The following is a 24,130-nucleotide window of genomic DNA, read 5'->3' as shown; positions in this document are numbered from 1 at the left end:
TCATGAGTTTATCGGGTGATGAACAACCTCACTTCACTTCCATTGCAAGTTTTGTCGCTAAAATGAAAGACCAAATTGAACCACTTTTTACCCAAGTTCTGATGATATGCGACCGCGAAGGATTGATTGGTCGAAACATGTTTGCCATCGATGGATGTAAAATAAGATCAAACGCTAGCAAAGAATGGAGTGGTACATTTGATGAACTTGAGCGTAAACAAGCGAAGTTGCGCAGAGCAAGTCAACGCATACTTGCACGTCATCAAGCACAAGATAGTTTAGGCGAAGATGAAGTGACGCATGATTTAAAACAGAAAGCGAAACTTAGAAGAAAAATACTGGACACCAAACTTAGAAGAAAAATACTAAAAAATACTGGACACCCATAAATTTTGACGGGTCATAATTACTCTTCTATCTTTTAGTGATTTAGTTTTACATGCTAAGAGGTAGTTGTTATGACGCAGTCACGCCAATCTCAGGTATCGTTATCTGATACCCCTTCCGACCATTGTATTTCCCGTTGTGTTTGTCGTGCTTATTTGTGTGGTGATGATATATATAGAAACGTCTTTTGAGCATCGACGCCAGTGGACCATTGTTAATCATCATCCTCAACTACTTAGTAAACTTGGCTTAGATGAAGCGACTTGGATAACATTAGACAGCCGATTTGGTAAAGATTACCAAGTTGCAGTTGGCTCTTTAGAAGAGTTAGCGTCATTCGAAGAGCACACAGGTAACTTCTGGATAGCGAGTAAAAACCAACTGCGACCACAAATCCTTTAATTTCCTGTAAGTCGGCATAAAAGTCTTGGCTGTCCAGTATCATTCACAGTATCATTCATTTATGGGAGGAGTGCAGTCGTAATGATTATTATGACTGCATTTTGACAGGTTTCTAATTAATTTTACTTTGTTTCTTCTTTTTTAATTTCAGAGGCAGTTGCTTCAACTTCTTCAGGTTTTACTTCAGTTTCAGTGATTTCAATTTCTTCTGGTTTCACTTCAGTTTCGGTGGCTTCAACTTCACCTGTTTTAACTTCAGTTTCGGTGGCTTCAACTTCATCTGTTTTCACTTCTGTTTCGGTGGCTTCAACTTCATCTGTTTTCACTTCAGTTTCTGTGGCTTCAACTTCATCTGTTTTCACTTCAGTTTCGGTGGCTTCAACTTCATCTGTTTTCACTTCAGTTTCGGTAATTTCAACTTCATCTGTTTTTACTTCAGTCTCAGTGATTTCAATTTCTTCACCTGTGTTCTCTGTTTCTTTTAATAATGGAAATTGAGTAGCTGCGGTTTCACCTAACAATGACTGTGATTGGTCTGCCATGTGGTTGTAAAGAGCTTGATAGCTATTAGCCACTTGTCCCATTAGTTCTGCGCTACTATTAAAGTGGTCATTGACTTGTGCTTTGTATTTTTCCAATTCTATTTTGTTTTTATCGAGCTCTTCTTGTTGTTTAGAAGATTTGCTTCTGCCCAGTGTTAAATGATAAATAAGAAAGCCAATAAGACCACCGGCAATAAACGCTAGGAGTAAAGGTATCAATTCATTCGATTCGTTCATATTTATTTCCCTATATTGATATGGTTGTGGATGATAAGCATCAATGCTATTGATAATGAAAGTTATTCTGTATCTGGCTAATAATTGATTAACTATACTATAAATAGCGTTTATATAAGGTGATCAAAGCAGAAAGTGTGCGACATCCAGAACTTTGATGTCTGATATTTTCAGCTCTACATTTTAGATATATCGTTTTTTCACGGCAATAAATATTAGCTGTCCACAATCAATAATATCCTCCACAATCAATAACTCATCCATGAGCATTGCTCTATTTAGTCATTACCCATAGATAATTCTGCTTCGATTTGTTCTACGTAATTTTTTGTTGAAAACAATGGCAGTGGGCGACTTAAACCGAAAAAAGCATTGATATGTTTAATAGCGGGTAACTTTCCACTTTCTTTTAATACTGCAGTGGTTGTTGCCTTAAGTTCAGCTAAATTGATGCTATGCTCCTGTGCAAATTTTTCCACTGGTTTATACGTTGTTTTATCTGAAAAGATATTTGCGAAGTCGCTGTATCCCATTATTTTATATCCTTAAATATCAATGTTATTGTGGCGTTAGTTATTTTCAATAAGCATTGCTTACAGAAACTAAATCACCTGAAAGAGGAAGTATGTGACATCCATAATTTTTTGACTACTTATTTTTTGAGTTTTACTTGTTGTTTATGTTGTGCATAAGACTGCTAATTACAGCTGTATTTGACGTTGTATTTGAAGGTGTAATATATGCGGTGTAAATAAATATAGGTGTAACTAAAGTAAAGTACAAAATAGTTAAAACAAAATAGTTAAAACAAAATAGTAGAGAAACAAAATAGTAGAGAAACAAAATAGTAGACACCCATAACTTTTGACGGGGCATAATTACTCTTCTATCTTTTAGTGATGTAGTTTTACATGCTAAGAGGTAGTTATTATGACGCAGTCACGCCAATCTCAGGTATCGTTATCTGATACTCCTTACTATCATTGTATTTCCCGTTGTGTTCGTCGTGCTTATTTGTGTGGTGAGGATATATATACAGAAACGTCTTTTGAGCATCGACGCCAGTGGGTCATTGAGCGTATGCATTATTTGGCTTCTATTTTTAATATCGATATTTGTGCCTATGCAATCATGTCCAATCACTATCACTTAGTGCTACATGTTGATGAACAACTTAATCATCAGTTAACGAATGAAGAGGTATGTGAACGGTGGTGTCAATTATATTCTAAACCTGTTTTGATTGAGCGGTGGTTGAGTGACCAAATAAGCTCAGTCGCGGAAACTAAAGCTGCGTTAGCGGTTATCAGTGGCTGGCGAGAGCGTCTAATTGATATTTCTTGGTTTATGCGCTGCTTAAATGAATTTATAGCGCGTAAAGCGAATAAAGAAGATAAATGCTCTGGCCGGTTTTGGGAAGGGCGTTTTAAGTCTCAAGCGTTGTTAGATGAAGATGCGTTAGTCACTTGCATGGCCTACGTCGATTTGAACCCCATTCGCGCCAAGATGCATGATTCTGTAGAAAACGCTGAGTATACATCGGCTTATGAACGTATACATGGCGTGGCACAAGTAAAAGATAACCCATCAGCCTATCACTTTAAGAAAAAGCCTTTATTTGGTTTTGTTGGTGATGTCTGTGAATGTGATGCAGATAATAGCGTGCAAGGCATTGCTTTTTCTTTATTAGATTATTTAGAGCTCGTTGATTGGAGTGGGCGTATATTAAGAGAAGATAAGCGAGGAGCCATTGCTAATCATCATCCTCAACTACTTAGTAAACTTGGCTTAGATGAAGCGACTTGGATAACACTAGCTAGTCGATTTGGTAAAGATTACCAAGGTGCAGTTGGCTCTTTAGAAGAGTTAGCATTATTCGCAGAGCACACGGGTAAATGCTGGATAGCGAGTAAAAACCAACTGCGACGACCAACCCATTAATTTCCTGTAAGCCGACACAATCAAAACATAATTAGCATTCGCTAATGGTTTCCATGCGCAAGATTCATGATTTATTTAAAAATGAGCCTTATTTATTTGTTTTAGACACTTAAAAAGTATATCCGTTAATATCCCTAGTGATTTGAGTGACCATATTTAGGTCTGTTTCATATTTTAAATATTTGGCTGTCCAGTATAAGAGGTGTTTTAAATATTTGGCTGTCCAGTATAAGCTGTTTCCAGTATAAGCTGTCCAGTATAAGGGATTTGAGCAATCATGTTTCATATTTTAAAAGTTATGGGCTGCGTGTGATCTGCCCCAGGCTGGTTAGAGAAGTTGTTTTGACAAAATAGATGTACGGATGGATATGAGGTTTTTTGCTTAAATAAAAAAAGAGTATGCTTATTGATAAGGTACTCTTTCTGTTTAGCAAGAATTTAAAATATAGATATCTATATTTTAAATTATCTTGAGTTTTATATTGTTAAGCTAGACTCAACGCTGTTAACTTTAATACGTGCTAATGCTAAGTTAGCAACTGATTTGTTTAATACTAAATAAATAAACAAGTCAGGGTTTGAAGTTACAGGTGTGATGATGTGGTATTGTCTATTAAGTGTTATTAATATATCGTCAATACTATCTTCAAGCTTTAATTCCTTGATTGCACGTTTTTTAGCTGATACTACTTCTGTATTTACAGCAGCCGCTAAATCTAGATCAATACCATCGCCTGCTTTACCAAGTACCATGCCTGAGTTACTGTCAACAATACATGCTGCAATAGAACCATTAATTTCTAATAGTTCAGTTAAGCTTTTTTGAATATCTGCCATTTTTCTCTTCCGTTAGTTTAGTTATCATCATTAAGAATGTTTTGAATCAGCGTGCAACATTGCTTTGCTGAAAAAAGCAACTCACCAAGTAGTTTATTATCTTCAGAAATAAACGTCATAACAACTGTAGTTGCTTTAGTTTGTATTGTACACCAAATTATTTTTTTCAAATTACTTTCAAGTATTAGCATGTCACAGTCATCACCTGAAATTTCATGAGAAATAGATTTCGCAAGGGCATGAATTGAACCACTCATCGCCGATAACTTTTCATTTGAAATATTGTTGGACTTAGAAGAGGCAATACAAAAGCCATCTGTGGTCGAAATAACTGCTGAATTGATATGTTGCGTGTTGTCTACAAAGCTTTGTAAAACTGAATTTATTTCATCAATTTTATTAGCCCCAAAAAATTTTTCAACTAAAAGCATTATATTCATTCTCCTAGAGTATATTTTGATTCACAAAGACTAATTAAACCATCTAATAATATCAGCACGTCGTTTTTTTGTCGTACATCAACAGTAAATACAGGTATAGATAGACCCTTTGATTTGAGGTAGTCATGATAAGCTAAAACATCAACTTCATCATTTAGGTCTCTTTTAGTAATGCCTATGACTGCTTTTGATTGAGTAATTAAATCAGAGAAACCATTTAGGTATATATCTAGGTTAGATAAAGGGGTTGATATAGAGTTATCGATTAAAATAATAACGCCTAATGCCCCATCAGAAATAACTGACCACATAAAGCTTAATCGTTCTTGACCTGGTGTACCATAAAGTAAAAGCTTAGATTCATCACTTAATGTTAAAGTGCCAAAGTCCATTGCCATAGTGGTTAATTCTTTATTGCTTTGTTCTGTATCATTATTATCAACTTCTGTTGATACTGGCTCTATTTCACTAATTGACTTTATTGCAGTTGTCTTGCCTGAGCCCATTGATCCTGCAAAAATTATTTTTTCTGTTAATTGTGTCATTACTAAATCCCTAATGATGAACGAATGCGTTTGAATAACTGTAATCGATTATTTTTTTCTGGTTTATCATTTATAGTTTGTGGTTCTTCTTTAGTATTTGTACTGGTTAATAAACCAATTGAAGTCAATTCATCAATAAATCGCAATAACCTCTGCTTTTCAGTTGGGCCACCTAAAAAGTTTTCCATTTGTTTTAAAGACATTTGCTGTGCCATTAATCGGGTCGCTAATGGAATAATTCTATCCCCTTTTGTCAAATCATTAAAATCTGGCCAAGTAGTTAGTTTATAAAAAAGCTTTTCGGTTTCAGGTTGGGTAGTTGTCTCTGTTGCTAATGCTTTATCAAAAACAATATTTTCAATAGGGGCTTCTGATTCAAAAGGAAGTGAATTAATATCAAATGACGGAGATTTTTCATTGTCAGTTATTTTTCTGAGTTCTTCTTGATGAGAGGCTGTTAATCTTGATAACTCTTCTTGATGAGAGGTGACTAATCTAGCCATCTCTCTTTGGTTGTCTTCTTTAAACTTTCTAATCGATTGAATGACAGATTTTTCATTTTCACGTTTTTGAATAAGCTGTTTTTCTAAACTCTTTATTAATACTTTATGTTTATCAATTACTTGTTGACAAGATTCAAGTTCAGACAATAATATATTCTCTATTTCGAGAGAAATTAAAATTTGTTTTTCATTTGAAGAATCAACTAAGTTTTGAACCGCTGTCATAACATCATTATTTTGTTGTAACAAAGAGTGTTCTAAACCTTTCTCTTTATCCATTCTTTTACGGTATTCCCGTAAAACAGCTGTTTTTTCTTCAGGGGTATTTTTAAGAAGAATTGAAAGATATAAATCGCTATTATTACTATTTGATAATTCTTTATGTGTTATGTCCATATTCACATCCAACCTCAATTGCAGCTTACTTAAATTAGGTAATATTATACATGTAATTATGATTTATATAGGGGAAAATACAAAGAATAACAATAATTAGCGCTCTTAAATTATTAATAGTTATTTTGTTTGAGTATGTAATGTAGAACTTCTTTAAAAAACGGAAGTGTAATGTGCCTATAAATTTTTAATGCCTAATATTTTTAGTGGCGTTTTTAATCATATTATATTTATATTTTACGAGTCATTGTTAATACTCATCTTTTCATATCAGATGTCGCTATTCATCATTAGCGTTATAGTTGAATGTGCGATGTATGGTTTCAATAACTTTAAGGCTGTCTTCAGTATAGAGGCAGTTTGACTGCCTCTATTGTATGCCCACTTTATCCTATTGATAAAAAGCTTTTAAGCGACTTTGTCTTTATTTTTACTGTTATCATTAATCACTTTTTCTTGTTTTTGGTGAGTTAAAGATTTATCCACTTGATTGATTGAAATCTTTTTAGGTTTCATGGTTTCTGGGATCTCTTTGACCAAGTTAATATTTAACAAACCATTAGAGAGATCTGCGCCTGTTACTTCAACATAATCTGCTAAATTGAATTTACGTTCAAAAGATTGATTTGGAATCCCTTGATGTAAATATTTGCGCTCTTCTTGCGTATTATGTTTATTGCCTGAAATACTTAATACGCCTTTTTCAACTTGAATATCTAACTCGTCTTGTGAGAAACCTGCTACGGCAAGTGATATCGTATACTCATTTTCACCCAGGACTTCGATATTATAAGGTGGATAACCTGATGCTTTTGTATCTGTGCTTAATGCGTTATCAATCAATGAGGCTAAACGATCAAAGCCAACACTGTTGCGGTAAAGAGGAGTTAAATCAATTGTATTCATAATAAGTCTCCTTGGAGTAAATAAAATAAAACAATAAGCGATGAGTCGTTATCAATGTGTCATCGCATCACACTATTATATTTAGGGTGGCTAAAAATAGTTTTCAAGAGCTAAAGTAAAATTTTTTAATAAAATTTATAAAGAGTGTATTCGTCTTATTTTTTGTTTGACTAAAAATATTCTTTTTTGTGTTGATAGGCTTGTTTAATATGCGCGATTAAGCGTTTTAGTTTTTCTGGTAAATGTTTGGTGAAAGGATAGATGGCGTAAACACCGAGTTGCCTTGGCGTATAATCAGGGAGAATGGTAACGAGTTCGCCTTTTTGTAAATCTGGATACACACAACACCGAGGTACGTAAACGATGCCAAATCCAGCTAATGCTGCTTTACGTAATGCTTGCGCGTTGTTAGTGGCTAAATTACCGCTAATACGCACCGTTTCTGCTATGCCATCTTTAGTAAACCGCCAATCGAAAGAACCTTGAGCCTGATAAGTATAAGCAAGGCAATTGCGTGTTTTTAAGTCTTCAAGGCTTGTCACTTCACCGTGCTTTTTTTGATAGTCGGGTGAACAACACACTACCCAGTTAGATTGAATTAACGGCTTTGCAATTAAACTCGAGTCTTCTAATGTACCAGTACGTACTGCTAAATCTAACCCTTCCTCAACTAAGTTAACAAAGTTATTTTCAAGGCGTATATCCACAGTAATATTAGGATACAAGTCACAAAAATCAGCAATTGCTTCGGCCAGTAGCAATTCGCCAGAGATAGTGGGAACAGATATTTTGATATGACCACTTAACCCTTGGCTAAAAGCAGAAACAGAGGCAATAGCATCACTGACTTGCCCCTCAATATTTTTGGCATGAATATATAAGTTTTCTCCAGCTTCCGTCAAACTCAGGCGTCGCGTGGTACGGTGAATTAATTGTACCCCTAATGCTTGCTCTAATTTGGTAATTCTTTTGCTTAATGCTGGCGTTGATAAATCAGCGAGTTGTGCTGCTTTACTGAAAGATCCATTGTCCGCCACGTATACAAATAAGGTTAAATCTGCTGAGTTCATAGTGATTACGACGTTTTGGGAAAGAGTTTATTATTTTATGTTGTATTTATCGTAAATAAAACCAGGACTATAGTGAATGACAGGTGCTGATTCACAAATACTCAATAAAGAAGGAATACTGCTGTGACCTTGTTATTCATGAGATTAAAAGACTGCCATAACTTTCAAGATTTTCGTACCTTGGCAAAAAAGCGTTTGCCCAGTCCTATTTTTAATTATATTGATGGTGGGGCTGATGATGAAACCACTTACCGTCGTAATAGCAGTGCTTTTGAAACCTGTGACTTAATACCGAATGTATTAACAGGGGTTAAAGAGGTAGATTTATCAGTAACAGTAATGGGGCAAAAACTAGATATGCCAATATATTGTTCACCTACGGCATTACAACGTTTATTTCATCATCAAGGTGAGAGAGCTGTAGCAGCGGCTGCAGAGAAATACGGGACTATGTTTGGCGTGTCTTCATTAGGCACTGTCAGCATGGAGGAAATAGCTAAACAGACCAATACACCACAAGTTTATCAATTCTATTTTCATAAAGACCGGGCTTTGAATAAAGCAATGATGGAGCGTGCTAAATCAGCCGGGGTAGAAGTCATGATGCTAACCGTTGATTCCATCACAGGAGGCAACCGCGAGCGTGATTTAAGAACGGGTTTTTCAATTCCATTTAGGCTGAATTTAAGTGGTATGTTGCAGTTTGTATTGAAGCCGATGTGGGGAATTAATTATGTAACTCATGAGCCTTTTAGCCTGCCTCAACTTGATCAACATGTGAATATGGGGAGCGGAGCTACGTCGATTGGTGACTACTTTACGACTATGCTAGATCCGTCAATGAATTGGGATGATGTCGCTGAGATGGTGAAATTTTGGGATGGTCAATTTTGTTTGAAAGGGATCATGAGTAAGGAGGATGCAAGAAAAGCTGTCGAAATAGGTTGTACAGGTATTGTCATCTCTAATCATGGCGGCCGACAGTTAGATGGATCTCGCAGTTCTTTTGATCAGTTAGCTGAAATTGTAGAAGAGGTTGGCGATGAGATTGATGTGATTTTTGATAGTGGAATACAGCGTGGAACCCATGTTTTAAAAGCCTTGTCACTGGGTGCAAAAGCAGTAGGAATAGGGCGAATGTATTTATACCCATTGGCAGCTGCTGGTCAACCAGGTGTTGAAAGAGCATTAGGTTTGATGCGAGCAGAGTTGGAGCGAGATATGAAGTTGATGGGGAAAACATCAATAGACCAATTATCCAGTGATAATTTGCGATTTCGTTAATGTGTTGTGAGGTTTAGCTGTTCAGAATAATAAATATAAGCACCAATCATTAATATGTTGGTGCCATTTTAGGGGGATTAACGCTAGATTAAAATGCGTTACGATTTGCTAGGTAATTATCAGCAAAGGCGGTAATAGCATCATGGTCATAAGGTTTTAAACCACCAACAACTACGGTTTTAATACCACGCCCAATGATTTTATCACCGTCATAAATATCAAAATGTAAGAATTCGTTAGCACGTTTTGATTCCACTTCAAGCTTACTTTCAGCTAATTCTACGCGCAGGGGATTGGTCAAGGTAAGACTATCAAATTCAAAGCTCATGCTGTTGTACATCACTAATGGACGAGCTGGGTTAAACATGACTTGATGTTTTTTCATTAACGGCATTAATAGCGCTGGGAAGTTTTGACCAGAAAATACAACGTAGTTTTTTATTAACGATTCAATTAAGTCTAGGTCTCGTGTCATTTCACCTGACTTGCTGATTTCTAGTACGCTTTTGCCTTGCGCATTAGTGACAATAATATCGTCGCTTGTTGCTTCAGGGAAAGTTAATGGAATATTGTCACCTACCATGTTGGTGAAAGTGAAGCTCATTGATTTGCTTACACCGTATTCTTTTAATGCTAATGAAAACAATAGATCGCCAGGTACACAGAATCTTTTTGAGTCAGGATCATGGATAGGGTTAAAGTCTTGGCATTCTTTTTTGGCAAAAATGCTTGCTTGCTCTGCACTGATGGTGATGTTGCTGTCTTGCTGGATATAATAAGGATCTAGTAACATTTCAGCTCTCTGATTTAAAACGTATGAATAGGAAAAAGCATGCCAAATAAAGGCGTAACTTCACATTTTATAAAAAAAATCATTGATTTGGAATAGCAGAGCTTGAAATAGTTGAATATTGGCGCTGATCCTGCTTGTTTTATTAACCGTTACCCTCTATCTATAAAGCGGGCTATATCGGTAGGTGACCTGTCTTAACCAAAATGATTGTTTCTTCTTCAACAAACGGATTGTGTTCACTCATGTGTGGGCTGCGAATCCAAGTATGTCTTGGGTAAAGACCAAACTCATCTTGGAAAGTTCCTGAAATGACTAAGATCTCCTCCCCTCCAAAATGTTTATGTGGTTTAAAATGTTCTCCTGCTGGCCATTTCACCAGTGCAGTATGTTGCCCTTCAAAGTCATGCAAAGGCATCACTTGTAAATTACCGATACCCTGTAACCAAGGAGCTTGTTGCGTATTGATACGTATAGTTTGGCAGTCAGTATCATCAAATTGATTGAGTTTTACAAAAATTAAACAACCCGGTTCACTGAAAGGTTTATGGCGACTGTTTGGAGGGTTACGTAGGTAAGTACCTGCTGGATAATCGCCATCTTGGTCAGAAAATACACCTTCTAATACAAAAATTTCTTCACCTTGTGGATGAGGGGGCTCACTAAAGTATGACTGCGGGGCATATTCTACAATACTAGTTATGTGCACTTCATCTTCGGATCTGGCTAATGGTTTACGCAATACGCCCGCCATTGGACTTTTTATCCAATCTTGTTGTTGCGTATTGATGACTACCTTTTGGGTAAAGTCGATATTAATATTAGCCATATTATTCCTTAGTATTAAACCTTTATACTTAAGCTTCGTAGCTAATTGGGTCGCTTAAGCCATTCTTAGCGAAGGCTTCTAAACGTTCTTTACAGCTACCACATTCGCCACAGGCTTTTTCACGACCGTTATAACAGGTCCATGTTTTGCTGTAATCTAGGCCCATTCTGAGTCCATCTTTTAAGATGCCTACTTTATCGCTCTTCAAGTAAGGTGAGTGAATTTCTGTTTTTTCGTAATTAGCTACTGCTGCTACTTCATTCATTTTTTCAACAAAGATAGGGCGGCAATCAGGGTAGATTTCATGGTCACCTGAATGTGCTCCGTAATATACTTTTTCAGCACCAATAGAAACTGCGTAACCCACTGCTAAAGAAAGTAAGATCATATTGCGGTTAGGCACCACGGTATTCACCATGTTGTTATTGTCATAATCACCCGTTGCGACCTCAATAGAGCTATCTGTGAGAGAAGACCCGCCAATTAATTGGTTAATTGCAGTGATGTCGATAATTTTATGGTTGATATTAAGTGATTCACAAACCTCACTGGCCATTTGAATCTCTTTTACATGGCGCTGACCATAATCAAAAGTAAGCGCAAAAGGGGTTAACCCTTCTTCAATGGCTTTATGTAAAACAGTATAAGAGTCCATACCACCAGAATAAATAACCACGACCTTTTTGCTCATAACGCTTGTGTTTCCTATTGTATTCACTTATAAACAGCCCAAATAAAAAGTGAGCAAGTATATTCAAAAGAAGGCATGTTACGTCAATGAGTCAAAACTATAAAGTAAATGAATTATTTCAAACTATTCAAGGCGAAGGTTTTTATACTGGGGTGCCTGCTATTTTTATTCGTTTACAAGGTTGTGATGTTGGCTGTGCATGGTGTGATACTAAGCATACTTGGGAAATTGATCCGGATAAAAAGTCTGATTTAGTTATTGTTACGGATAAAAGTAATGAGTCTGACCGTTGGGCTGACTGTTCTGCTAAAGAGATTGTTGATGAAATAAAACGTTTAGGTTATACCGCTAATTTAATCGTGATCACTGGCGGTGAGCCTTGTATGTATGACCTACGAGAGCTTACTCAAGTGTTGCATGAGTTTGGTTTTACGATTCAAATTGAAACAAGTGGAACTTACCCGGTATTAGTGGATCAACAAACTTGGGTGACGTTATCGCCTAAAGTAAATATGCGCGGTAAAAAAGAGGTGTTAAAAGAGGCCTTGCAACGCGCCAATGAAATTAAGCACCCAGTGGGTACTGAAAAGGATATTGAACAATTAGATGCACTATTAGCAAAACTAAAGTCAGTATCCGATAAAACCATTAGCTTGCAGCCCATCTCACAAAAAGCCAAGGCAACGGCTTTATGTATGAAAGTGTGTATCGAGCGTAATTGGCGTTTATCGGTACAAATGCATAAGTATTTACAGATTGATTAGTCTATTAGCATTTATTGGTTCTATTTTGTAGCGGAAGTGAAGTGTTAACCCTGCTTATAAGGCGCACAAAGGTTAATACTCGTTATTGATTTACTCAGTTTCAATCGCTTTGTATTGTAATTTGTAGAAGTGTGCTTCACTCATACCATTGGTAAATTGATTATAAACACCTGCTTTAAAGTAGCTTAGTAGATGGCGCCAGTAATCGATATCATGCTCTACAAGACGTTCACCATCGACGTCAATCAGCAGTTTTTTATTTCCTACCGTGATATCAAATGCTGTTGCTTTACCAATTGGTGCTTTGCCTAAGTCATATTTCTTATAAGCAACATCTGCCTTACACATCTCTTTATCTTTATTCTTTTTACCAAAAGTCCCTTTACAAATAACTGCATTATTTTTCACAATACCCCAAAAGTGACCTTTTACGCCGTTGTTATTCTCTTTCCAAACAACACGCAATAATGGATGTGGCACATTATGTGTGCCTTGGTTATCTAAACCTTTGTTGTGTACCTGTAAGAAGGTGATCTCATTCTGTTTAGAATCAGAATCTTTCATCGAACCCATTGGATCAATAATCTCTACTTCTGCACTGAGTGTGTAATGTTTATTAGGTAAGTCGGTACGAAAGTTGTTATGAACGCGCACTTCATTACGTAGGTGTGTTTGCTTCATCTTAAACACTAAGGCTTCACTGTTTTTATCAACATAAAAGTAAGGATTCACAATGCCACTGAAGTCACCATCTAATGCAAAATATTCCTTGTTACCTTTTTTACCTTCAGGGTCTGAAATCTGTAATTCAGAGGCTTTCAAAACGGACTGAAACTGCGAATAGTTAACCGGTTCGCCTAAGCTACCATCAGGGTTTGAGAACGTTACGTTAGCCTGAGCGAAAGAAGTAAATGCGAGTAATACTGGAATAATAAATTGGTTATGTTGCATCGTTAATTGCCTTATTCATTTTAATAATCTAGTCATATTGTAGTATTAATTTAAATTAGCATATCAAGTCAGCCAGTGATGAGCGTGAGCGCAAATTTTGGTTATCATATTTATCTTTTTTAATTGTTTATGACCTAGCGCATTATCTTAAAGACTTGTTGTTATGGTGTAATCAGTTATGCTCAAAACTCTTTAAGATATTCATAAAGGAAAGGTTATGCGAATTACCGCTAATTTCGATTCAGGGAACATCGAAGTCATTAATTTGGAAGATAAAAAAGATGTTCAACTCGCTATTCGCCCAGATGTCGGTAACGAGTTTTTTCAATGGTTTAACTTTCGTGTAGAAGGAGAAGTAGGCGAACAATATGTATTGAATATTGTTAATGCTGGTGAGGCTTCTTATTTAGAAGGCTGGGAAAATTACCAAGCCGTCGCTTCTTATGATCGTCAACACTGGTTCCGTTTACCAACTTTCTATAAAGATGGTAAATTAAGCATTGTGGTTAATATGGATTGCGAAAATATACAAATTGCTTATTTCGCACCTTATAGTTACGAACGCCATCAAGATTTATTAGCTGCAGTGCAAATGCACCCGCTAGTTAGTTTAGCTCATTTAGGAGAAACCTTAGATAAGCGTGATTTAACATTGGTTAAAGTAGGGGATGATGATCCTAATAAGCGTAATATTTGGATAACTGCACGTCAACATCCTGGTGAAACCATGGCGGAATGGTTAGTGGACGGTTTGCTACACAGTTTATTAGACAGTGATAATGCAACGGCTAAATTATTGTTGGATAAAGCGAATTTCTACATCGTGCCTAATATGAATCCAGATGGAAGCGTACGTGGGCATTTACGTACTAATGCAGCTGGCATTAACTTAAACCGAGAATGGTTAAACCCAAGTCTAGAAAAAAGCCCAGAAGTCTTTCATGTTATTAATAAAATGAAAGAAACAGGGGTTGATCTCTTTTATGATGTGCACGGCGATGAGGCTTTACCATTTGTGTTTCTTGCGGGTTCACAGGGGACGCCAAGTTACAGTGATCGACTTGCTCAGCTACGTGATAAATTCTCTGAAGTATTTAAGTTAGCGAGTGCAGATTTTCAATCTGAGTTTGGTTATGACGTTGATGCACCAGGTGAAGCGAATATGACAGTAGCAACAAACTGGGTCGCAGAGCAATTTGATTGTTTAGCCAACACATTAGAAATGCCGTTTAAGGATAACGATAACGTGCCAGATCCTACTATGGGGTGGTCTCCAGAGCGCTCTGTCAAACTTGGGGAGGCATCATTAGTAGCAATGTTAGCTGTAGTGGATGACTTGCGTTAATCTACTATTTTAGATGCCTGAGTAACTTAAAGTCTTTAAGTTACTCAGTTACTGTCCATTAAGCCTTATTGGGTTAATACTTTTAGCGCTAGATATTCATGGTCTTCTTTATCTTCAGCACGGCAAACACTTAATAGATCGTCAATAAAGTGAATTAACGCTCGTTCTTCTATCTCTTTAATAGTGCTTTGAATAATAGGTAACAACCCTTGATAAGTACTGGCTGCACCAAAGTCTCCAAAAATAATATTGCCCTGTGTATCAAATAGTGTGTTGTGAGCATATAAATCACCATGGCAAACCTGCTTATCATGTAAGTGCTCAAACACGGTTTGCATCTGCTCGACTAATTTTTTGATGGTTGAGATAGGTAACTCAAATCCGGTTGCAAAGGTATCGCGAGTACAAGTATCAAAATTAGGTGGTAAACCTAGGTTTTTAAAGCATGCTGGAATCAGCTCCATTACTAAGGCTAATTGTTCTGGTTGAGCAACTTGAGCAATCGGTTTGACTAAATTACGGTGTTCTCCCACTCTTAGGCAAGCATCCAGTTCATCTTGAGGATAACCATCACTCGTTACTTCGCCTTTAAAGACTTTAACAGCGATCTCCGTAGGGTAAGCTTTATCCTGGTTAGCTGTTGCAGCCCACTTGGCTTTATAAATAATGCCTGAGGCACCTTGACCAAGCACTTCTTGTAATTCAAATTGCGAGGCATCAATCATAGGAATTGCATGCTGTTTTTGTTCGTTACAGCAGAATGGATTACCAGCAAAGGCAAACCAAGCTAGTTTAGGCAGGTTTAACACTTGGATCGGAAATGCCAATAATTGATTCGCAGAGATACGTAATAACTCTAAATTTAATAGTTGATCCGTACTTTTAGGCAAGCGTTTAAGTTGATTACCGGCCAAAGCTAGTTTTTGTAAACGAGTCCGGTAACCTAGTGCTTCTGGTAGTTGGGTTATTTGGTTATCAGTTAAAATCAACCAACGTAATTGTTGCGGTAATGATTCGCCGGTAACCGTAACAATTTGATTTGATTTAAAGCCAACCATTTCTAAATTAGGACAAGTACCTAATACGTCAGGCAATTCAGTAAAACGGTTATTAGAGGCAAAAATAATCTTTAAATGAGTAAGCTGCGCTATCTCTTTTGGCAAACTACTGAGCAGGTTGTTTGATAGGTCTAATATTTCTAAGGTATCGGCTAAAGTTAAAATTTCCATTGGAAACTCTGTTAACGATTCAACTAACTGTAAACGTTTAATTCCAAGTAATTTCCCAGATTTTAACTGTGCAAGCGTATGCAAAATAAGTTTCCTAATAACGGTACATTTAAGTAAGTAGCAACATAATATAATAAATAGTGGATGAGTGCCCGTTTGAAGATGCCTTGAAGCTGACCAAAGTGGGGGACTCGCGATAATAATAGATGAGTTTTTTATTTATGCTTTACTGATGACTAGCATTATCCCGTACATAATAGGTTGATGTAGTATATAAATGGCCAATGAGTGTTGACCTAATCTCGCTAAGCTATTGGTAATATTATTGTTTTGTATTTTTAGGTTAAATAATGACTTATGCATTAAATATATGCCAATTAATACCGATGCAATCCACGGGACAAAGCTTACTAGGTCGATAGTTTTCGTTGGGATATGTAGATTGTGAACTGACCACTCCCATATTGGCTTCATACTAATCCAGCCTAGTTGGTAGGTAATTAAGCAGCTCACGCCTAAAATAAGCGCAATGTTTGGAAAGCGTGAAAATATAGCTGCAATAGGGAGAGCCACTGCAATAAAGTGGATAATACCGAAGTAGACCCAAGCATTAGGGTACATGAATACGCTGCCGACAGTGATTAACCAAGCTACAAACACTAGTTTCATTGTCGATTTAGTTAATTTGAGCCATCGGATTTGCTGCGAATAGACGAGGTAACTGCTCATACCTACGGCAAGTAAAAAACCGCTGACAATAACTCTTCTAAAGATACGCCATTCAAGTTGTGTACTTGTATTAATATCCCACCAGTCAAACACAGCTAGGTTATAACAAAAGTGGAAGATGACCATCAATATAATGGCACTTCCACGTAATAAATCCACTTCAAAGATGCGCTCTTTTAGCCTTAGGTGGGGAGTGTTTTTCTGTATAACCATGTATTACGCATTCTTATTATGTATTAATTCGTTAATACATAATATAGCAAATAAGTCGCTAATACCCACATCATACAAGCTATTACAAAGTCGATTATTTGCTGACTTCTCGGTTTAGAAAGAATAGGAGCTAGCTTTTGACCTAATAAAGACAGACCAAAGAACCAAATGAATGAAGCACTTACGCCGCCTAATACAAACCAAGGGCGTTGCTCTACCGTTAAGTTAGCAGCAAAACCACCTAAGATAACCACAGTATCAATATACACATGCGGATTAAGAATAGTAAAAGCGCAACAAGCTAACAGAATCGCTTTAAAATTACGGTTTTTATGTTCACCATTAAGGTTGTTTCCACCTTTAGCGGCACTTTTAAAAGAGAGGAAACCATAATAATACATGAACACAGCACCTAGAATACCAATACCCGTGAGTAACCAAGGGTTAGTATTGAATACTTTTGCTCCGCCCCAAACACCAACGGACATAAATACGGCATCGGCTATAGAGCAAAACCCTGCCACAAATAAGTGGTATTGGCGACGAATCCCCTGATTAAGGACAAACGCATTTTGCATACCTATTGGCATAATTAAAGTTGCCATCAAAGTGAGGCCGGTAAAGTAAGTAGTGAGCATAGGATTCCAGTCGATGATTGTTAGTTGTCGCTACTATAGTTTTTTTCTGTATGTTAGTGTATCTAATAAATTTAATGATAAATAAGTTTTACTAATGATTGGCAATGAGTGGAGACATCGCGATGGATTTAAGCCAAATAGATTATAAATTATTGAAAGCATTGGATGCAGTAGTGATGGAACAAAGTTTTGAACGTGCTGCTCAACGGTTATTTATTACTCAATCTGCAATTTCACAGCGTATTAAAACATTAGAAAAGCAGTTTGGAGAGCCATTATTAATTCGTTCTACGCCGCCTCAATCCTCGCCCTTAGGCCGTACTCTCTTGGGCCACTATCAACGTGTACTGCAATTGGAGATGGAGTTAAATCAACAACTAGACCTGCAAACCAACCAAGCCCTCACTTTGCCGTTAGCGGTGAATGCGGATAGTTTAGCTAGTTGGTTAATTACTGCATTGAGTCCAATTATTCAGCAACAACATGTACAACTTAATCTATTTGTACAAGATGAGTCAACGACGTGGGAGCGTATGCGTAGCGGTGAAGCATTGGCATGTTTAACGAGTAAAGCTAAGGCTATTAGCGGTAGTGATAGCTATTTTCTTGGATACATGGAATATGTTTGTGTTGCCAGCCCAAGCTTTATTAAACGATTTTTTAAAAATGGAGTAAACAGAGAGAGTTTACAACACGCGCCGGCTATGTCTTTTGATCAGCATGATGATATGCATTTTGCGTTTATGCGTGAGCACTTTCAATTACAGATGGGGCATTATCCTTGCCATACTATTCGCTCTTCGGAAGCATTTGTCGACTTAACTCTTGCTAGCGGCGCTTATAGTTTTAATACGACCTTTAGTGTTGAGCAACACCTTCAGAGTGGTGCGCTGGTGGACTTATTGCCTAAACAGAGAGTGCGTGTTCCGTTATATTGGCATTGCTGGCAATTAGGTGGTGAACTGATGAAACAGGTGACTGAACAAGTGGTTCAATATTCGCGTCATGTGCTTAATCAAAGCGGCTAAGTGAGCACTGTGCGAGTGCTGTAATAGCGACTTATGCAAGTTCGATTGCTACCTTCCAAACATCATCGCTTTTAGCGATACAGATATCCGCTAAACTATGCTTTCTTAACTCGTCTAGAAAAGCCTGCATTGCTTTGTGGAAGATAGGTTTGACCAAACAAACACTGTTTAAGCGACAAGGTGGATCTTGGCAGTTAACTGGTGACAAGGTGCTTTCCATCACTTCAATAACATTCCCTAAATTTATCTGATCTGCTGGTTTAGCTAGTTTTATCCCGCCACTTTTTCCCCGCACCGTTTGAATAAACCCGGCTTTTCCTAAGTGATGAATAACCTTAGTAAGATGATTAAACGAAATCCCAAATAGCTCAGCAATGTCAGTTGCTTTAACTAATGGAGCCTGATCAACTTGTGTATTTAAATAAATTAATACACGGATTGCATAATCTGTATGTTTAGTGAGTTGCAATAGATAACCTTTTAACGTCGTGTGATTCTGTTGTTTCATTTCATGTTAATGATTGAGTTTTAATTATGCATTTTAATTGCATCTTTTAAAATAAGTATTTAATATGCATCTTAATTTTAAACCAGTATTTTAAATGCAACTTAATGGGGTAGTACATGTTAACAGATAATGAAATTGCAATAATTAAAGCGAGCACACCTGCTTTGGCTGAATATGGCGAGCAGATCACTGGACGCTTTTATCAAATATTACTGGCTAAAAACCCTGAATTAAAAAATATCTTTAACATGACCAATCAGCAGTCTGGCAATCAAAAGCATGCATTAGCGATGGCAGTTTATGCCTTTTCAAAATATGTTGATAACCTGTCAGTGATCTTAGGTGATGTAGAGCGTATTGCTCAAAAACATGCCAGTTTAGGCATTAAAGCAGAACATTACCCGTTGGTGGGAAGCGCGCTGTTAGAAGCTATTGAAGAGGTGTTAAACCCCGGAGAGGAGGTGATTGCTGCTTGGGCAAGTGGTTATGGTGTATTAGCGAATGTGTTTATTGAAAGAGAAAAAGCACTGTATAAAGAAAATGCTGATAAAACAGGCGGTTGGTCAGGTACTCGTGATTTCATTATTGTAAAAATGCAGCAAGAAACACCTTTGATTACTTCTTTCTATTTACAACCGAGCGATCAGGGGCCTATTGCCGAATACATGGCGGGTCAGTATATTAGCATTCACTTACACCCACAGGGACAAGATTACCAACAGATAAGACAATATAGTTTATCTGGTGCCTTCGATGAAAAAGGGTACCGTATCTCTGTGAAAAAAGAGCTGAATGCGCAAGGGGAAGGGCTTGTTTCTAACTATCTACACAGTCAATTTAAGGTGGGTGATACAGTAAAAGTAACACCACCATGTGGTGAGTTTGTGTTACAACAAACGGATAATCCTGCGGTACTGATCAGTGGTGGCGTAGGCATCACACCGATGCAAGCAATGTTAGAAACCTTAACTAAGCAAACTAATCCTCGTGAAGTACATTTTATTCATGGTGCTCAAGATCGCCAACATCATGCTTTTAAAAATGAACTTGATGTACTAGTAGAGCAACAAAAAGTAAATGCACATTGCTTTTACCAACAAGTTGACCTGACTGCACAAGGTGAACATCATGGCTTAATTGATTTGCAGAAAATACACTCGCTATTACCGTCAGGTGTAGAATATTATATTTGTGGCCCGCTAATCATGATGAAAGCTGTCTATCAACAATTAAAAGACTTGAAGATTAGCGATGATAAAATTCATTATGAAGTGTTTGGCCCTAACAAAAGCTTAGTTTAAGGGCTACACATGCCGGTTAACCACTCTTTTTAAGAGTATCGAACGTGTCAAACAGCTTGTGGTGTTATCGCTAACCTGTTTATGTATAACGGTTTACTATCAATCATATGACTTGCATAAGATGGTTAACCGTTAAATCGTACCTTTAATCTTTTTAAGTTCATGACGTAGTGCTTGTAAACGCTCAGAGTGGATTTCAGGCAAATGGGTATTGTTTAATAATGCGGTAGTGTTTTGAAATTTCATGATCAAATCACCTTTGTTTTTAGGATTTTGTTGCAGCATATGAATAAATACTTGTGAACGATTCAAAATAGCACCCGAATTTAAAGGCTCTAACAGTAAAGCTTGATCAAAGCGCTCTAGAGCCTCTTCATATTGACCATTAGTAAAATATTCGATACCAGCCTTGTTATGCCCTTTAAAATTATCCATTCGTCGTTGTAAAGCCTGACCAGTATGTTTCTTAATATTAATTTTTGTTGTTGGATCAATGATATGGCGTTGATCTAATTCAGCAAGTAGTGGTGTTGCTTCTTCAAATTCGCCAATATCTAGTAAAGATAATGAACTTTCAATCAAAAAGGTGGTGTCGAAGTCGGCAACGGCACTGGTTGTATTTTTTAAGGTATTAAAAATACGACGTTTGGCTTTAAGTGGCTCATTTAACGTAAATAATACGTTGGCTTGGTATATTTCATCAAAACCATTAAAGTTGAAATCTTTATTTTTACCTTCTTCAAAGCGGCTTTGATATAAGGTCGAAGAGACACGCTTTAAGATGTGCCTGCGCTCATTCAAGTCAGTCTCTTGCTTAGCTAGATTAAGAATACTGCGCAAGTAGTTAGCAAGATGACAAGGGTCTGGATAAAAAGAGTTACGACTTAAGAATAAAATGGATGAGTAACTATTAACCATCACTAAATATTCTTCCATCTCATTAGCTAATAAAGCCACTTCTTGATGACGTTCAATACTGTGATGAGTGGCGTTCGCTGCTTGAGTTAAAATAGTTAATGCATTGTTTAGTTGACCATCTTGCTTATATGAACGTGCTAACCAGCGGTAAGCTTCCATCTGTAAAGGTGAGCTTTCAATCAAGCGTGTTAATACTTCTATCGACTCTTTATACTTTTTCTGTAAAAACAGAGATCTACCTAGGCTAATACACGGCCTAACCAGCGGCCTTAATTCAATTAATGGTTTTAAAATACGGTCTGCATTGGCAAACTCTTTTGTTTCAATATAGATTTCAGCTAATAAGTTCTTGCACAAATTACGGTTTTCCGAAGAGGCTTGAATCTTATCTTTACAAAGGGAGATAGCTAATGGGTAATCTTGATCTGAAATCGCTTTATAGATATCTTGCAACATTGACTTTCGTTGCGTAGCAGCGGTTAACCGGGTACTTAATTGCACAGGAGAAAAGGGCTTCATTAGGTAATCATCGGGTGATTTTTCCATAGCCGTTAACACCATGCGCTTATTACTATCGCCTGTGATAATAAAGCAAATTGCGTGGTCTGGGATTAACTTATTTTGCTTTAGATAATCTAAAAGTTGTACGCCATTCTTACCTGCACCTAAATTGTAATCAAACAAGTAAATATCGAATTTAATGAGACTAGCCACTTTGACTGCTTGATCTGTTGTTTCAACAAAGGTCATATCTTTAGCACCTTGGTTGATTAGCATGGTCTTCATCATTACATGGAATGGCTTTTGATCATCTACTATTAATATTTTTTTATTATTATAACGATACATAATTAATACCAATCTAATTTACAATCTTCTTTGCTGATAATACCAAGTACATTAATGGATAAAAATAAGTAAAGGAGTGTAGGCGGTATTTGTCAAGATATAGCCCTTTTTACATTATGTTTTAATAATTTAAAAGGAATTAGAAGCAAAAACGGCGTGTCTGCATAGAATGAAGGTGAAATGGTGGAGGGAGGTGGATTCGAACCACCGAAGCTTTCGCGACAGATTTACAATCTGTTCCCTTTGGCCACTCGGGAACCCCTCCGTTATTTCGAGGAGCATAATATCAGAAAATAATTACATGTGAAGATTAAATTCAAAAAAACATTAAATAAAATCAGCTTGTTGCCGATAAAAATAGGAGTGGACATAAAAAATCAGTAGGAGCTCATATTTCAGTATGAATATTGAACAACTTAAACAGCAAGCGGTAATTAATGAATGGCAGTTAGGACAACAGTTAAATACTGCTGTACATGCTGGCACCCGCGATAAGTTTAATTTGTTACTGAGTTTCTTATCTGATGATGCTCGTGATTTTGCACAATTTGATGTGAAAACTAATCCTGAACAGGTGGCTCAACAGCAAGACTTACGCACTTATTTTGAATTGCCAGCAAGTCAGCCATTGTTGAACACTGGGCCATCGAGCAAATTATTGGCAGAATTAAATACAGATCTGCATCAAGGAAAGTTAGCTGATATTCGCCTTAAACAGTTATTAAGTAATGAAGCGCTATTATCGAGAAATAAATTGGACGTTTTACCTGTTGATATCATTGATAATTTACCGTTACATAAAAAGTTACGAGTCAATGCTGCAAAGGAGTTTGACATGGCCGGAGTGGAAACTGAAAGCCAATATTTATCAGGTATCGGTACAAGCCTATTAGATGAATATAAAAACTTAGATTTAGACAATAATCCTTTAAAAGTAACCCGTCCCAGATATTGATATGAGTAATACTTTATGACGATTTTACGCTTTGCCTATTAATTAATAGTGGGTTATTGAGTAAAGTGATGGAAGGACCTGACAAAACGTCCTTGGTTGAACTTCACTTATTGTGTGCTGTCATAATGGCAACTTAACTAACATTACGCTGATACAACCCACTGTTTTTTGTATTGCAGAAGAGAATCAAAAAGTGGGGTAACGGGGATTAGTTTTGTTTTTATATATCAAAATAGGAAAATATTTATGGGAAACAAAATGCCTAAAAGTGCTGTGAAAAAAGTAGCCATGTTAACTGCTGTTGTGTCGTTAACGTCAGCTTTATCTGCTTGTGTTGGTAGTAATGCCGTTACTGATAAAGTCATGCAGTTTAACTTAGAGGTAGTTGATAACCGCTACGCTCGTGGTGGCGTTAATATCTTATTATTACCTGTTTATGCATTAACATTAGCAGTTGATGTCGTTGTCTTTAACTCTTTAGAGTTCTGGACTGGAAAGAATCCACTGAACGGTAGCCCACATATTTTCGACTCTGAGGTGAAAACTCAATATCAAATAAATGAAGGGTTAGATCCGTCTCTAAGAAAAGCACCGTTAAAACCATTAACCAATAAAACAGATAATGAAAAATCAGTTTACTCAGTACAAGTAAATCCAGTAAATGAAAATACTATTGATTACGATATTGTTTACACTAATGGTGAAAAAGCAGTATTGCGTGGGGAAAAAGTAGGGGAGAAGGTAACTTTCTCATTAAACGGGGAAGTGGTTACAACCGCGTCAATGAATGAACTATCTGCATATATGGCTGAACAACAACCTCAATCTTAATTAATCTAGGTTGTTCTATTACTTAGTTTTATTGATAACCGAACATTAAAAAAAACCTTAACAATCGTTAA

General features: G+C 36.8%; 25 protein-coding genes, 1 tRNA gene and 2 pseudogenes. 10 read left to right on the top strand and 18 right to left on the bottom strand.

What is annotated here, in order from left to right:
- Positions 1-389 (top strand): annotated as a pseudogene (locus OW492_RS10240) (hypothetical protein); the annotation flags it as partial.
- A 69-nt stretch (positions 390-458) separates the two neighbouring features.
- A pseudogene (locus tag OW492_RS10235) lies at positions 459-594 on the top strand (transposase); the annotation flags it as partial.
- 317 nt (positions 595-911) lie between these two features.
- On the opposite strand, the gene OW492_RS10230 reads toward OW492_RS10235, so the two are convergent.
- Complete coding sequence (locus tag OW492_RS10230) at positions 912-1,568, bottom strand: DUF1043 family protein (protein ID WP_290039860.1); 657 nt, start codon at positions 1,566-1,568, stop codon at positions 912-914.
- 278 nt (positions 1,569-1,846) lie between these two features.
- Complete coding sequence (locus OW492_RS10225) at positions 1,847-2,101, bottom strand: hypothetical protein (protein ID WP_290039859.1); 255 nt, start codon at positions 2,099-2,101, stop codon at positions 1,847-1,849.
- A gap of 397 nt (positions 2,102-2,498) precedes the next feature.
- On the opposite strand from OW492_RS10225, the gene OW492_RS10220 reads away from it, so the two are divergent.
- Positions 2,499-3,509 (top strand): transposase, encoded by a 1,011-nt coding sequence (locus OW492_RS10220; protein WP_290039858.1) that lies wholly within the window; start codon positions 2,499-2,501, stop codon positions 3,507-3,509.
- A gap of 477 nt (positions 3,510-3,986) precedes the next feature.
- On the opposite strand, the gene OW492_RS10215 is transcribed toward OW492_RS10220, so the two are convergent.
- From OW492_RS10215 to OW492_RS10190, 6 genes are all read right to left on the bottom strand, one after another.
- Positions 3,987-4,346 (bottom strand): roadblock/LC7 domain-containing protein, encoded by a 360-nt coding sequence (locus OW492_RS10215; protein WP_290039857.1) that lies wholly within the window; start codon positions 4,344-4,346, stop codon positions 3,987-3,989.
- A 17-nt stretch (positions 4,347-4,363) separates the two neighbouring features.
- Positions 4,364-4,777, bottom strand: a complete 414-nt coding sequence (locus tag OW492_RS10210) for a roadblock/LC7 domain-containing protein (protein ID WP_290039856.1) — start codon at positions 4,775-4,777, stop codon at positions 4,364-4,366.
- A gap of 5 nt (positions 4,778-4,782) precedes the next feature.
- Complete coding sequence (locus OW492_RS10205; protein WP_290039855.1) at positions 4,783-5,331, bottom strand: ATP/GTP-binding protein; 549 nt, start codon at positions 5,329-5,331, stop codon at positions 4,783-4,785.
- A gap of 2 nt (positions 5,332-5,333) precedes the next feature.
- Entirely contained in the window at positions 5,334-6,230 is an 897-nt protein-coding gene (locus OW492_RS10200; protein ID WP_290039854.1) for a hypothetical protein, read from the bottom strand.
- Between the two features lie 408 nt (positions 6,231-6,638).
- A complete protein-coding gene (locus tag OW492_RS10195; RefSeq protein ID WP_290039853.1) occupies positions 6,639-7,136 on the bottom strand; it encodes an Hsp20 family protein in 498 nt (165 codons plus the stop codon).
- 170 nt (positions 7,137-7,306) lie between these two features.
- Positions 7,307-8,206, bottom strand: a complete 900-nt coding sequence (locus tag OW492_RS10190) for a LysR family transcriptional regulator (protein WP_290039852.1) — start codon at positions 8,204-8,206, stop codon at positions 7,307-7,309.
- Between the two features lie 123 nt (positions 8,207-8,329).
- Here OW492_RS10190 and OW492_RS10185 point away from each other — a divergent pair, with 123 nt between their 5' ends.
- Positions 8,330-9,490, top strand: a complete 1,161-nt coding sequence (locus OW492_RS10185; protein WP_290039851.1) for an alpha-hydroxy acid oxidase — start codon at positions 8,330-8,332, stop codon at positions 9,488-9,490.
- An 88-nt stretch (positions 9,491-9,578) separates the two neighbouring features.
- Here OW492_RS10185 and OW492_RS10180 read toward each other — a convergent pair whose 3' ends face one another.
- The 3 genes from OW492_RS10180 to queC form a co-directional block, all read right to left on the bottom strand.
- Positions 9,579-10,283, bottom strand: a complete 705-nt coding sequence (locus tag OW492_RS10180; RefSeq protein ID WP_290039850.1) for a DUF3581 domain-containing protein — start codon at positions 10,281-10,283, stop codon at positions 9,579-9,581.
- 172 nt (positions 10,284-10,455) lie between these two features.
- The gene (locus OW492_RS10175) at positions 10,456-11,109 is read right to left on the bottom strand and encodes a cupin domain-containing protein (RefSeq protein WP_290039849.1); all 654 of its coding nucleotides are present in this window, start codon (positions 11,107-11,109) and stop codon (positions 10,456-10,458) included.
- A 28-nt stretch (positions 11,110-11,137) separates the two neighbouring features.
- Positions 11,138-11,800 (bottom strand): 7-cyano-7-deazaguanine synthase QueC, encoded by a 663-nt coding sequence (gene queC, locus OW492_RS10170; protein WP_290039848.1) that lies wholly within the window; start codon positions 11,798-11,800, stop codon positions 11,138-11,140.
- Positions 11,801-11,886: 86 nt separating this feature from the next.
- Between queC and queE the strand changes: the two genes are divergently transcribed.
- Positions 11,887-12,564 carry a 7-carboxy-7-deazaguanine synthase QueE gene (gene queE, locus OW492_RS10165; RefSeq protein WP_290039847.1) on the top strand — a complete coding sequence of 226 codons (678 nt, stop codon included), beginning with the start codon at positions 11,887-11,889 and terminating at the stop codon, positions 12,562-12,564.
- 90 nt (positions 12,565-12,654) lie between these two features.
- Here queE and OW492_RS10160 read toward each other — a convergent pair whose 3' ends face one another.
- Entirely contained in the window at positions 12,655-13,515 is an 861-nt protein-coding gene (locus OW492_RS10160; protein WP_290039846.1) for a polysaccharide lyase family 7 protein, read from the bottom strand.
- 217 nt (positions 13,516-13,732) lie between these two features.
- On the opposite strand from OW492_RS10160, the gene OW492_RS10155 reads away from it, so the two are divergent.
- Positions 13,733-14,860, top strand: a complete 1,128-nt coding sequence (locus OW492_RS10155) for a M14-type cytosolic carboxypeptidase (RefSeq protein ID WP_290039845.1) — start codon at positions 13,733-13,735, stop codon at positions 14,858-14,860.
- A gap of 65 nt (positions 14,861-14,925) precedes the next feature.
- Here OW492_RS10155 and OW492_RS10150 read toward each other — a convergent pair whose 3' ends face one another.
- From OW492_RS10150 to OW492_RS10140, 3 genes are all read right to left on the bottom strand, one after another.
- Entirely contained in the window at positions 14,926-16,173 is a 1,248-nt protein-coding gene (locus OW492_RS10150; protein ID WP_290039844.1) for a leucine-rich repeat-containing protein kinase family protein, read from the bottom strand.
- Between the two features lie 135 nt (positions 16,174-16,308).
- Entirely contained in the window at positions 16,309-17,031 is a 723-nt protein-coding gene (locus OW492_RS10145; RefSeq protein WP_290039843.1) for a heparan-alpha-glucosaminide N-acetyltransferase, read from the bottom strand.
- Positions 17,032-17,054: 23 nt separating this feature from the next.
- Complete coding sequence (locus OW492_RS10140) at positions 17,055-17,669, bottom strand: LysE/ArgO family amino acid transporter (RefSeq protein WP_290039842.1); 615 nt, start codon at positions 17,667-17,669, stop codon at positions 17,055-17,057.
- 104 nt (positions 17,670-17,773) lie between these two features.
- Here OW492_RS10140 and OW492_RS10135 point away from each other — a divergent pair, with 104 nt between their 5' ends.
- Complete coding sequence (locus tag OW492_RS10135; RefSeq protein WP_290039841.1) at positions 17,774-18,697, top strand: LysR family transcriptional regulator ArgP; 924 nt, start codon at positions 17,774-17,776, stop codon at positions 18,695-18,697.
- A 31-nt stretch (positions 18,698-18,728) separates the two neighbouring features.
- Here the strand turns inward: OW492_RS10135 and OW492_RS10130 are convergent, their stop codons facing one another.
- Positions 18,729-19,205 (bottom strand): Rrf2 family transcriptional regulator, encoded by a 477-nt coding sequence (locus OW492_RS10130; RefSeq protein WP_290039840.1) that lies wholly within the window; start codon positions 19,203-19,205, stop codon positions 18,729-18,731.
- A 116-nt stretch (positions 19,206-19,321) separates the two neighbouring features.
- Between OW492_RS10130 and hmpA the strand changes: the two genes are divergently transcribed.
- Entirely contained in the window at positions 19,322-20,506 is a 1,185-nt protein-coding gene (gene hmpA, locus OW492_RS10125) for an NO-inducible flavohemoprotein (protein ID WP_290039839.1), read from the top strand.
- Between the two features lie 132 nt (positions 20,507-20,638).
- Here the strand turns inward: hmpA and OW492_RS10120 are convergent, their stop codons facing one another.
- Both OW492_RS10120 and OW492_RS10115 read right to left on the bottom strand, forming a co-directional pair.
- Positions 20,639-22,273, bottom strand: coding sequence for a response regulator (locus OW492_RS10120; RefSeq protein WP_290039838.1), 1,635 nt, complete (start codon positions 22,271-22,273; stop codon positions 20,639-20,641).
- 181 nt (positions 22,274-22,454) lie between these two features.
- Positions 22,455-22,538: transfer RNA gene (locus OW492_RS10115), tRNA-Tyr, on the bottom strand.
- A 135-nt stretch (positions 22,539-22,673) separates the two neighbouring features.
- Here OW492_RS10115 and OW492_RS10110 point away from each other — a divergent pair.
- Positions 22,674-23,228 carry a VC2046/SO_2500 family protein gene (locus OW492_RS10110; protein ID WP_290039837.1) on the top strand — a complete coding sequence of 185 codons (555 nt, stop codon included), beginning with the start codon at positions 22,674-22,676 and terminating at the stop codon, positions 23,226-23,228.
- A gap of 246 nt (positions 23,229-23,474) precedes the next feature.
- Complete coding sequence (locus tag OW492_RS10105) at positions 23,475-24,059, top strand: DUF3332 family protein (protein WP_290039836.1); 585 nt, start codon at positions 23,475-23,477, stop codon at positions 24,057-24,059.
- Positions 24,060-24,130: the final 71 nt, after the last annotated feature.

Origin of the sequence: Psychromonas sp. 14N.309.X.WAT.B.A12 (assembly GCF_030397575.1) — a bacterium.
Lineage (GTDB): Bacteria > Pseudomonadota > Gammaproteobacteria > Enterobacterales > Psychromonadaceae > Psychromonas.
The sequence above is the reverse complement of the archived record's forward strand: the minus strand, read 5'-3'. Positions and strand labels throughout refer to the sequence as shown.

Bases quoted from the DNA above. Each gene is read 5' to 3' on its own strand.
- OW492_RS10130 (WP_290039840.1), bottom strand. From the start codon at position 19,205: ATGAAACAACAGAATCACACGACGTTAAAAGGTTATCTATTGCAACTC.
- queE (WP_290039847.1), top strand. From the start codon at position 11,887: ATGAGTCAAAACTATAAAGTAAATGAATTATTTCAAACTATTCAAGGC.
- OW492_RS10205 (WP_290039855.1), bottom strand. From the start codon at position 5,331: ATGACACAATTAACAGAAAAAATAATTTTTGCAGGATCAATGGGCTCA.
- OW492_RS10180 (WP_290039850.1), bottom strand. From the start codon at position 10,283: ATGTTACTAGATCCTTATTATATCCAGCAAGACAGCAACATCACCATC.
- OW492_RS10145 (WP_290039843.1), bottom strand. From the start codon at position 17,031: ATGGTTATACAGAAAAACACTCCCCACCTAAGGCTAAAAGAGCGCATC.
- OW492_RS10225 (WP_290039859.1), bottom strand. From the start codon at position 2,101: ATGGGATACAGCGACTTCGCAAATATCTTTTCAGATAAAACAACGTAT.
- OW492_RS10200 (WP_290039854.1), bottom strand. From the start codon at position 6,230: ATGGACATAACACATAAAGAATTATCAAATAGTAATAATAGCGATTTA.
- OW492_RS10190 (WP_290039852.1), bottom strand. From the start codon at position 8,206: ATGAACTCAGCAGATTTAACCTTATTTGTATACGTGGCGGACAATGGA.
- OW492_RS10175 (WP_290039849.1), bottom strand. From the start codon at position 11,109: ATGGCTAATATTAATATCGACTTTACCCAAAAGGTAGTCATCAATACG.
- hmpA (WP_290039839.1), top strand. From the start codon at position 19,322: ATGTTAACAGATAATGAAATTGCAATAATTAAAGCGAGCACACCTGCT.
- OW492_RS10120 (WP_290039838.1), bottom strand. From the start codon at position 22,273: ATGTATCGTTATAATAATAAAAAAATATTAATAGTAGATGATCAAAAG.
- OW492_RS10160 (WP_290039846.1), bottom strand. From the start codon at position 13,515: ATGCAACATAACCAATTTATTATTCCAGTATTACTCGCATTTACTTCT.
- OW492_RS10105 (WP_290039836.1), top strand. From the start codon at position 23,475: ATGGGAAACAAAATGCCTAAAAGTGCTGTGAAAAAAGTAGCCATGTTA.
- OW492_RS10140 (WP_290039842.1), bottom strand. From the start codon at position 17,669: ATGCTCACTACTTACTTTACCGGCCTCACTTTGATGGCAACTTTAATT.
- OW492_RS10110 (WP_290039837.1), top strand. From the start codon at position 22,674: ATGAATATTGAACAACTTAAACAGCAAGCGGTAATTAATGAATGGCAG.
- OW492_RS10195 (WP_290039853.1), bottom strand. From the start codon at position 7,136: ATGAATACAATTGATTTAACTCCTCTTTACCGCAACAGTGTTGGCTTT.
- OW492_RS10210 (WP_290039856.1), bottom strand. From the start codon at position 4,777: ATGCTTTTAGTTGAAAAATTTTTTGGGGCTAATAAAATTGATGAAATA.
- OW492_RS10155 (WP_290039845.1), top strand. From the start codon at position 13,733: ATGCGAATTACCGCTAATTTCGATTCAGGGAACATCGAAGTCATTAAT.
- OW492_RS10135 (WP_290039841.1), top strand. From the start codon at position 17,774: ATGAGTGGAGACATCGCGATGGATTTAAGCCAAATAGATTATAAATTA.
- OW492_RS10220 (WP_290039858.1), top strand. From the start codon at position 2,499: ATGACGCAGTCACGCCAATCTCAGGTATCGTTATCTGATACTCCTTAC.
- queC (WP_290039848.1), bottom strand. From the start codon at position 11,800: ATGAGCAAAAAGGTCGTGGTTATTTATTCTGGTGGTATGGACTCTTAT.
- OW492_RS10215 (WP_290039857.1), bottom strand. From the start codon at position 4,346: ATGGCAGATATTCAAAAAAGCTTAACTGAACTATTAGAAATTAATGGT.
- OW492_RS10230 (WP_290039860.1), bottom strand. From the start codon at position 1,568: ATGAACGAATCGAATGAATTGATACCTTTACTCCTAGCGTTTATTGCC.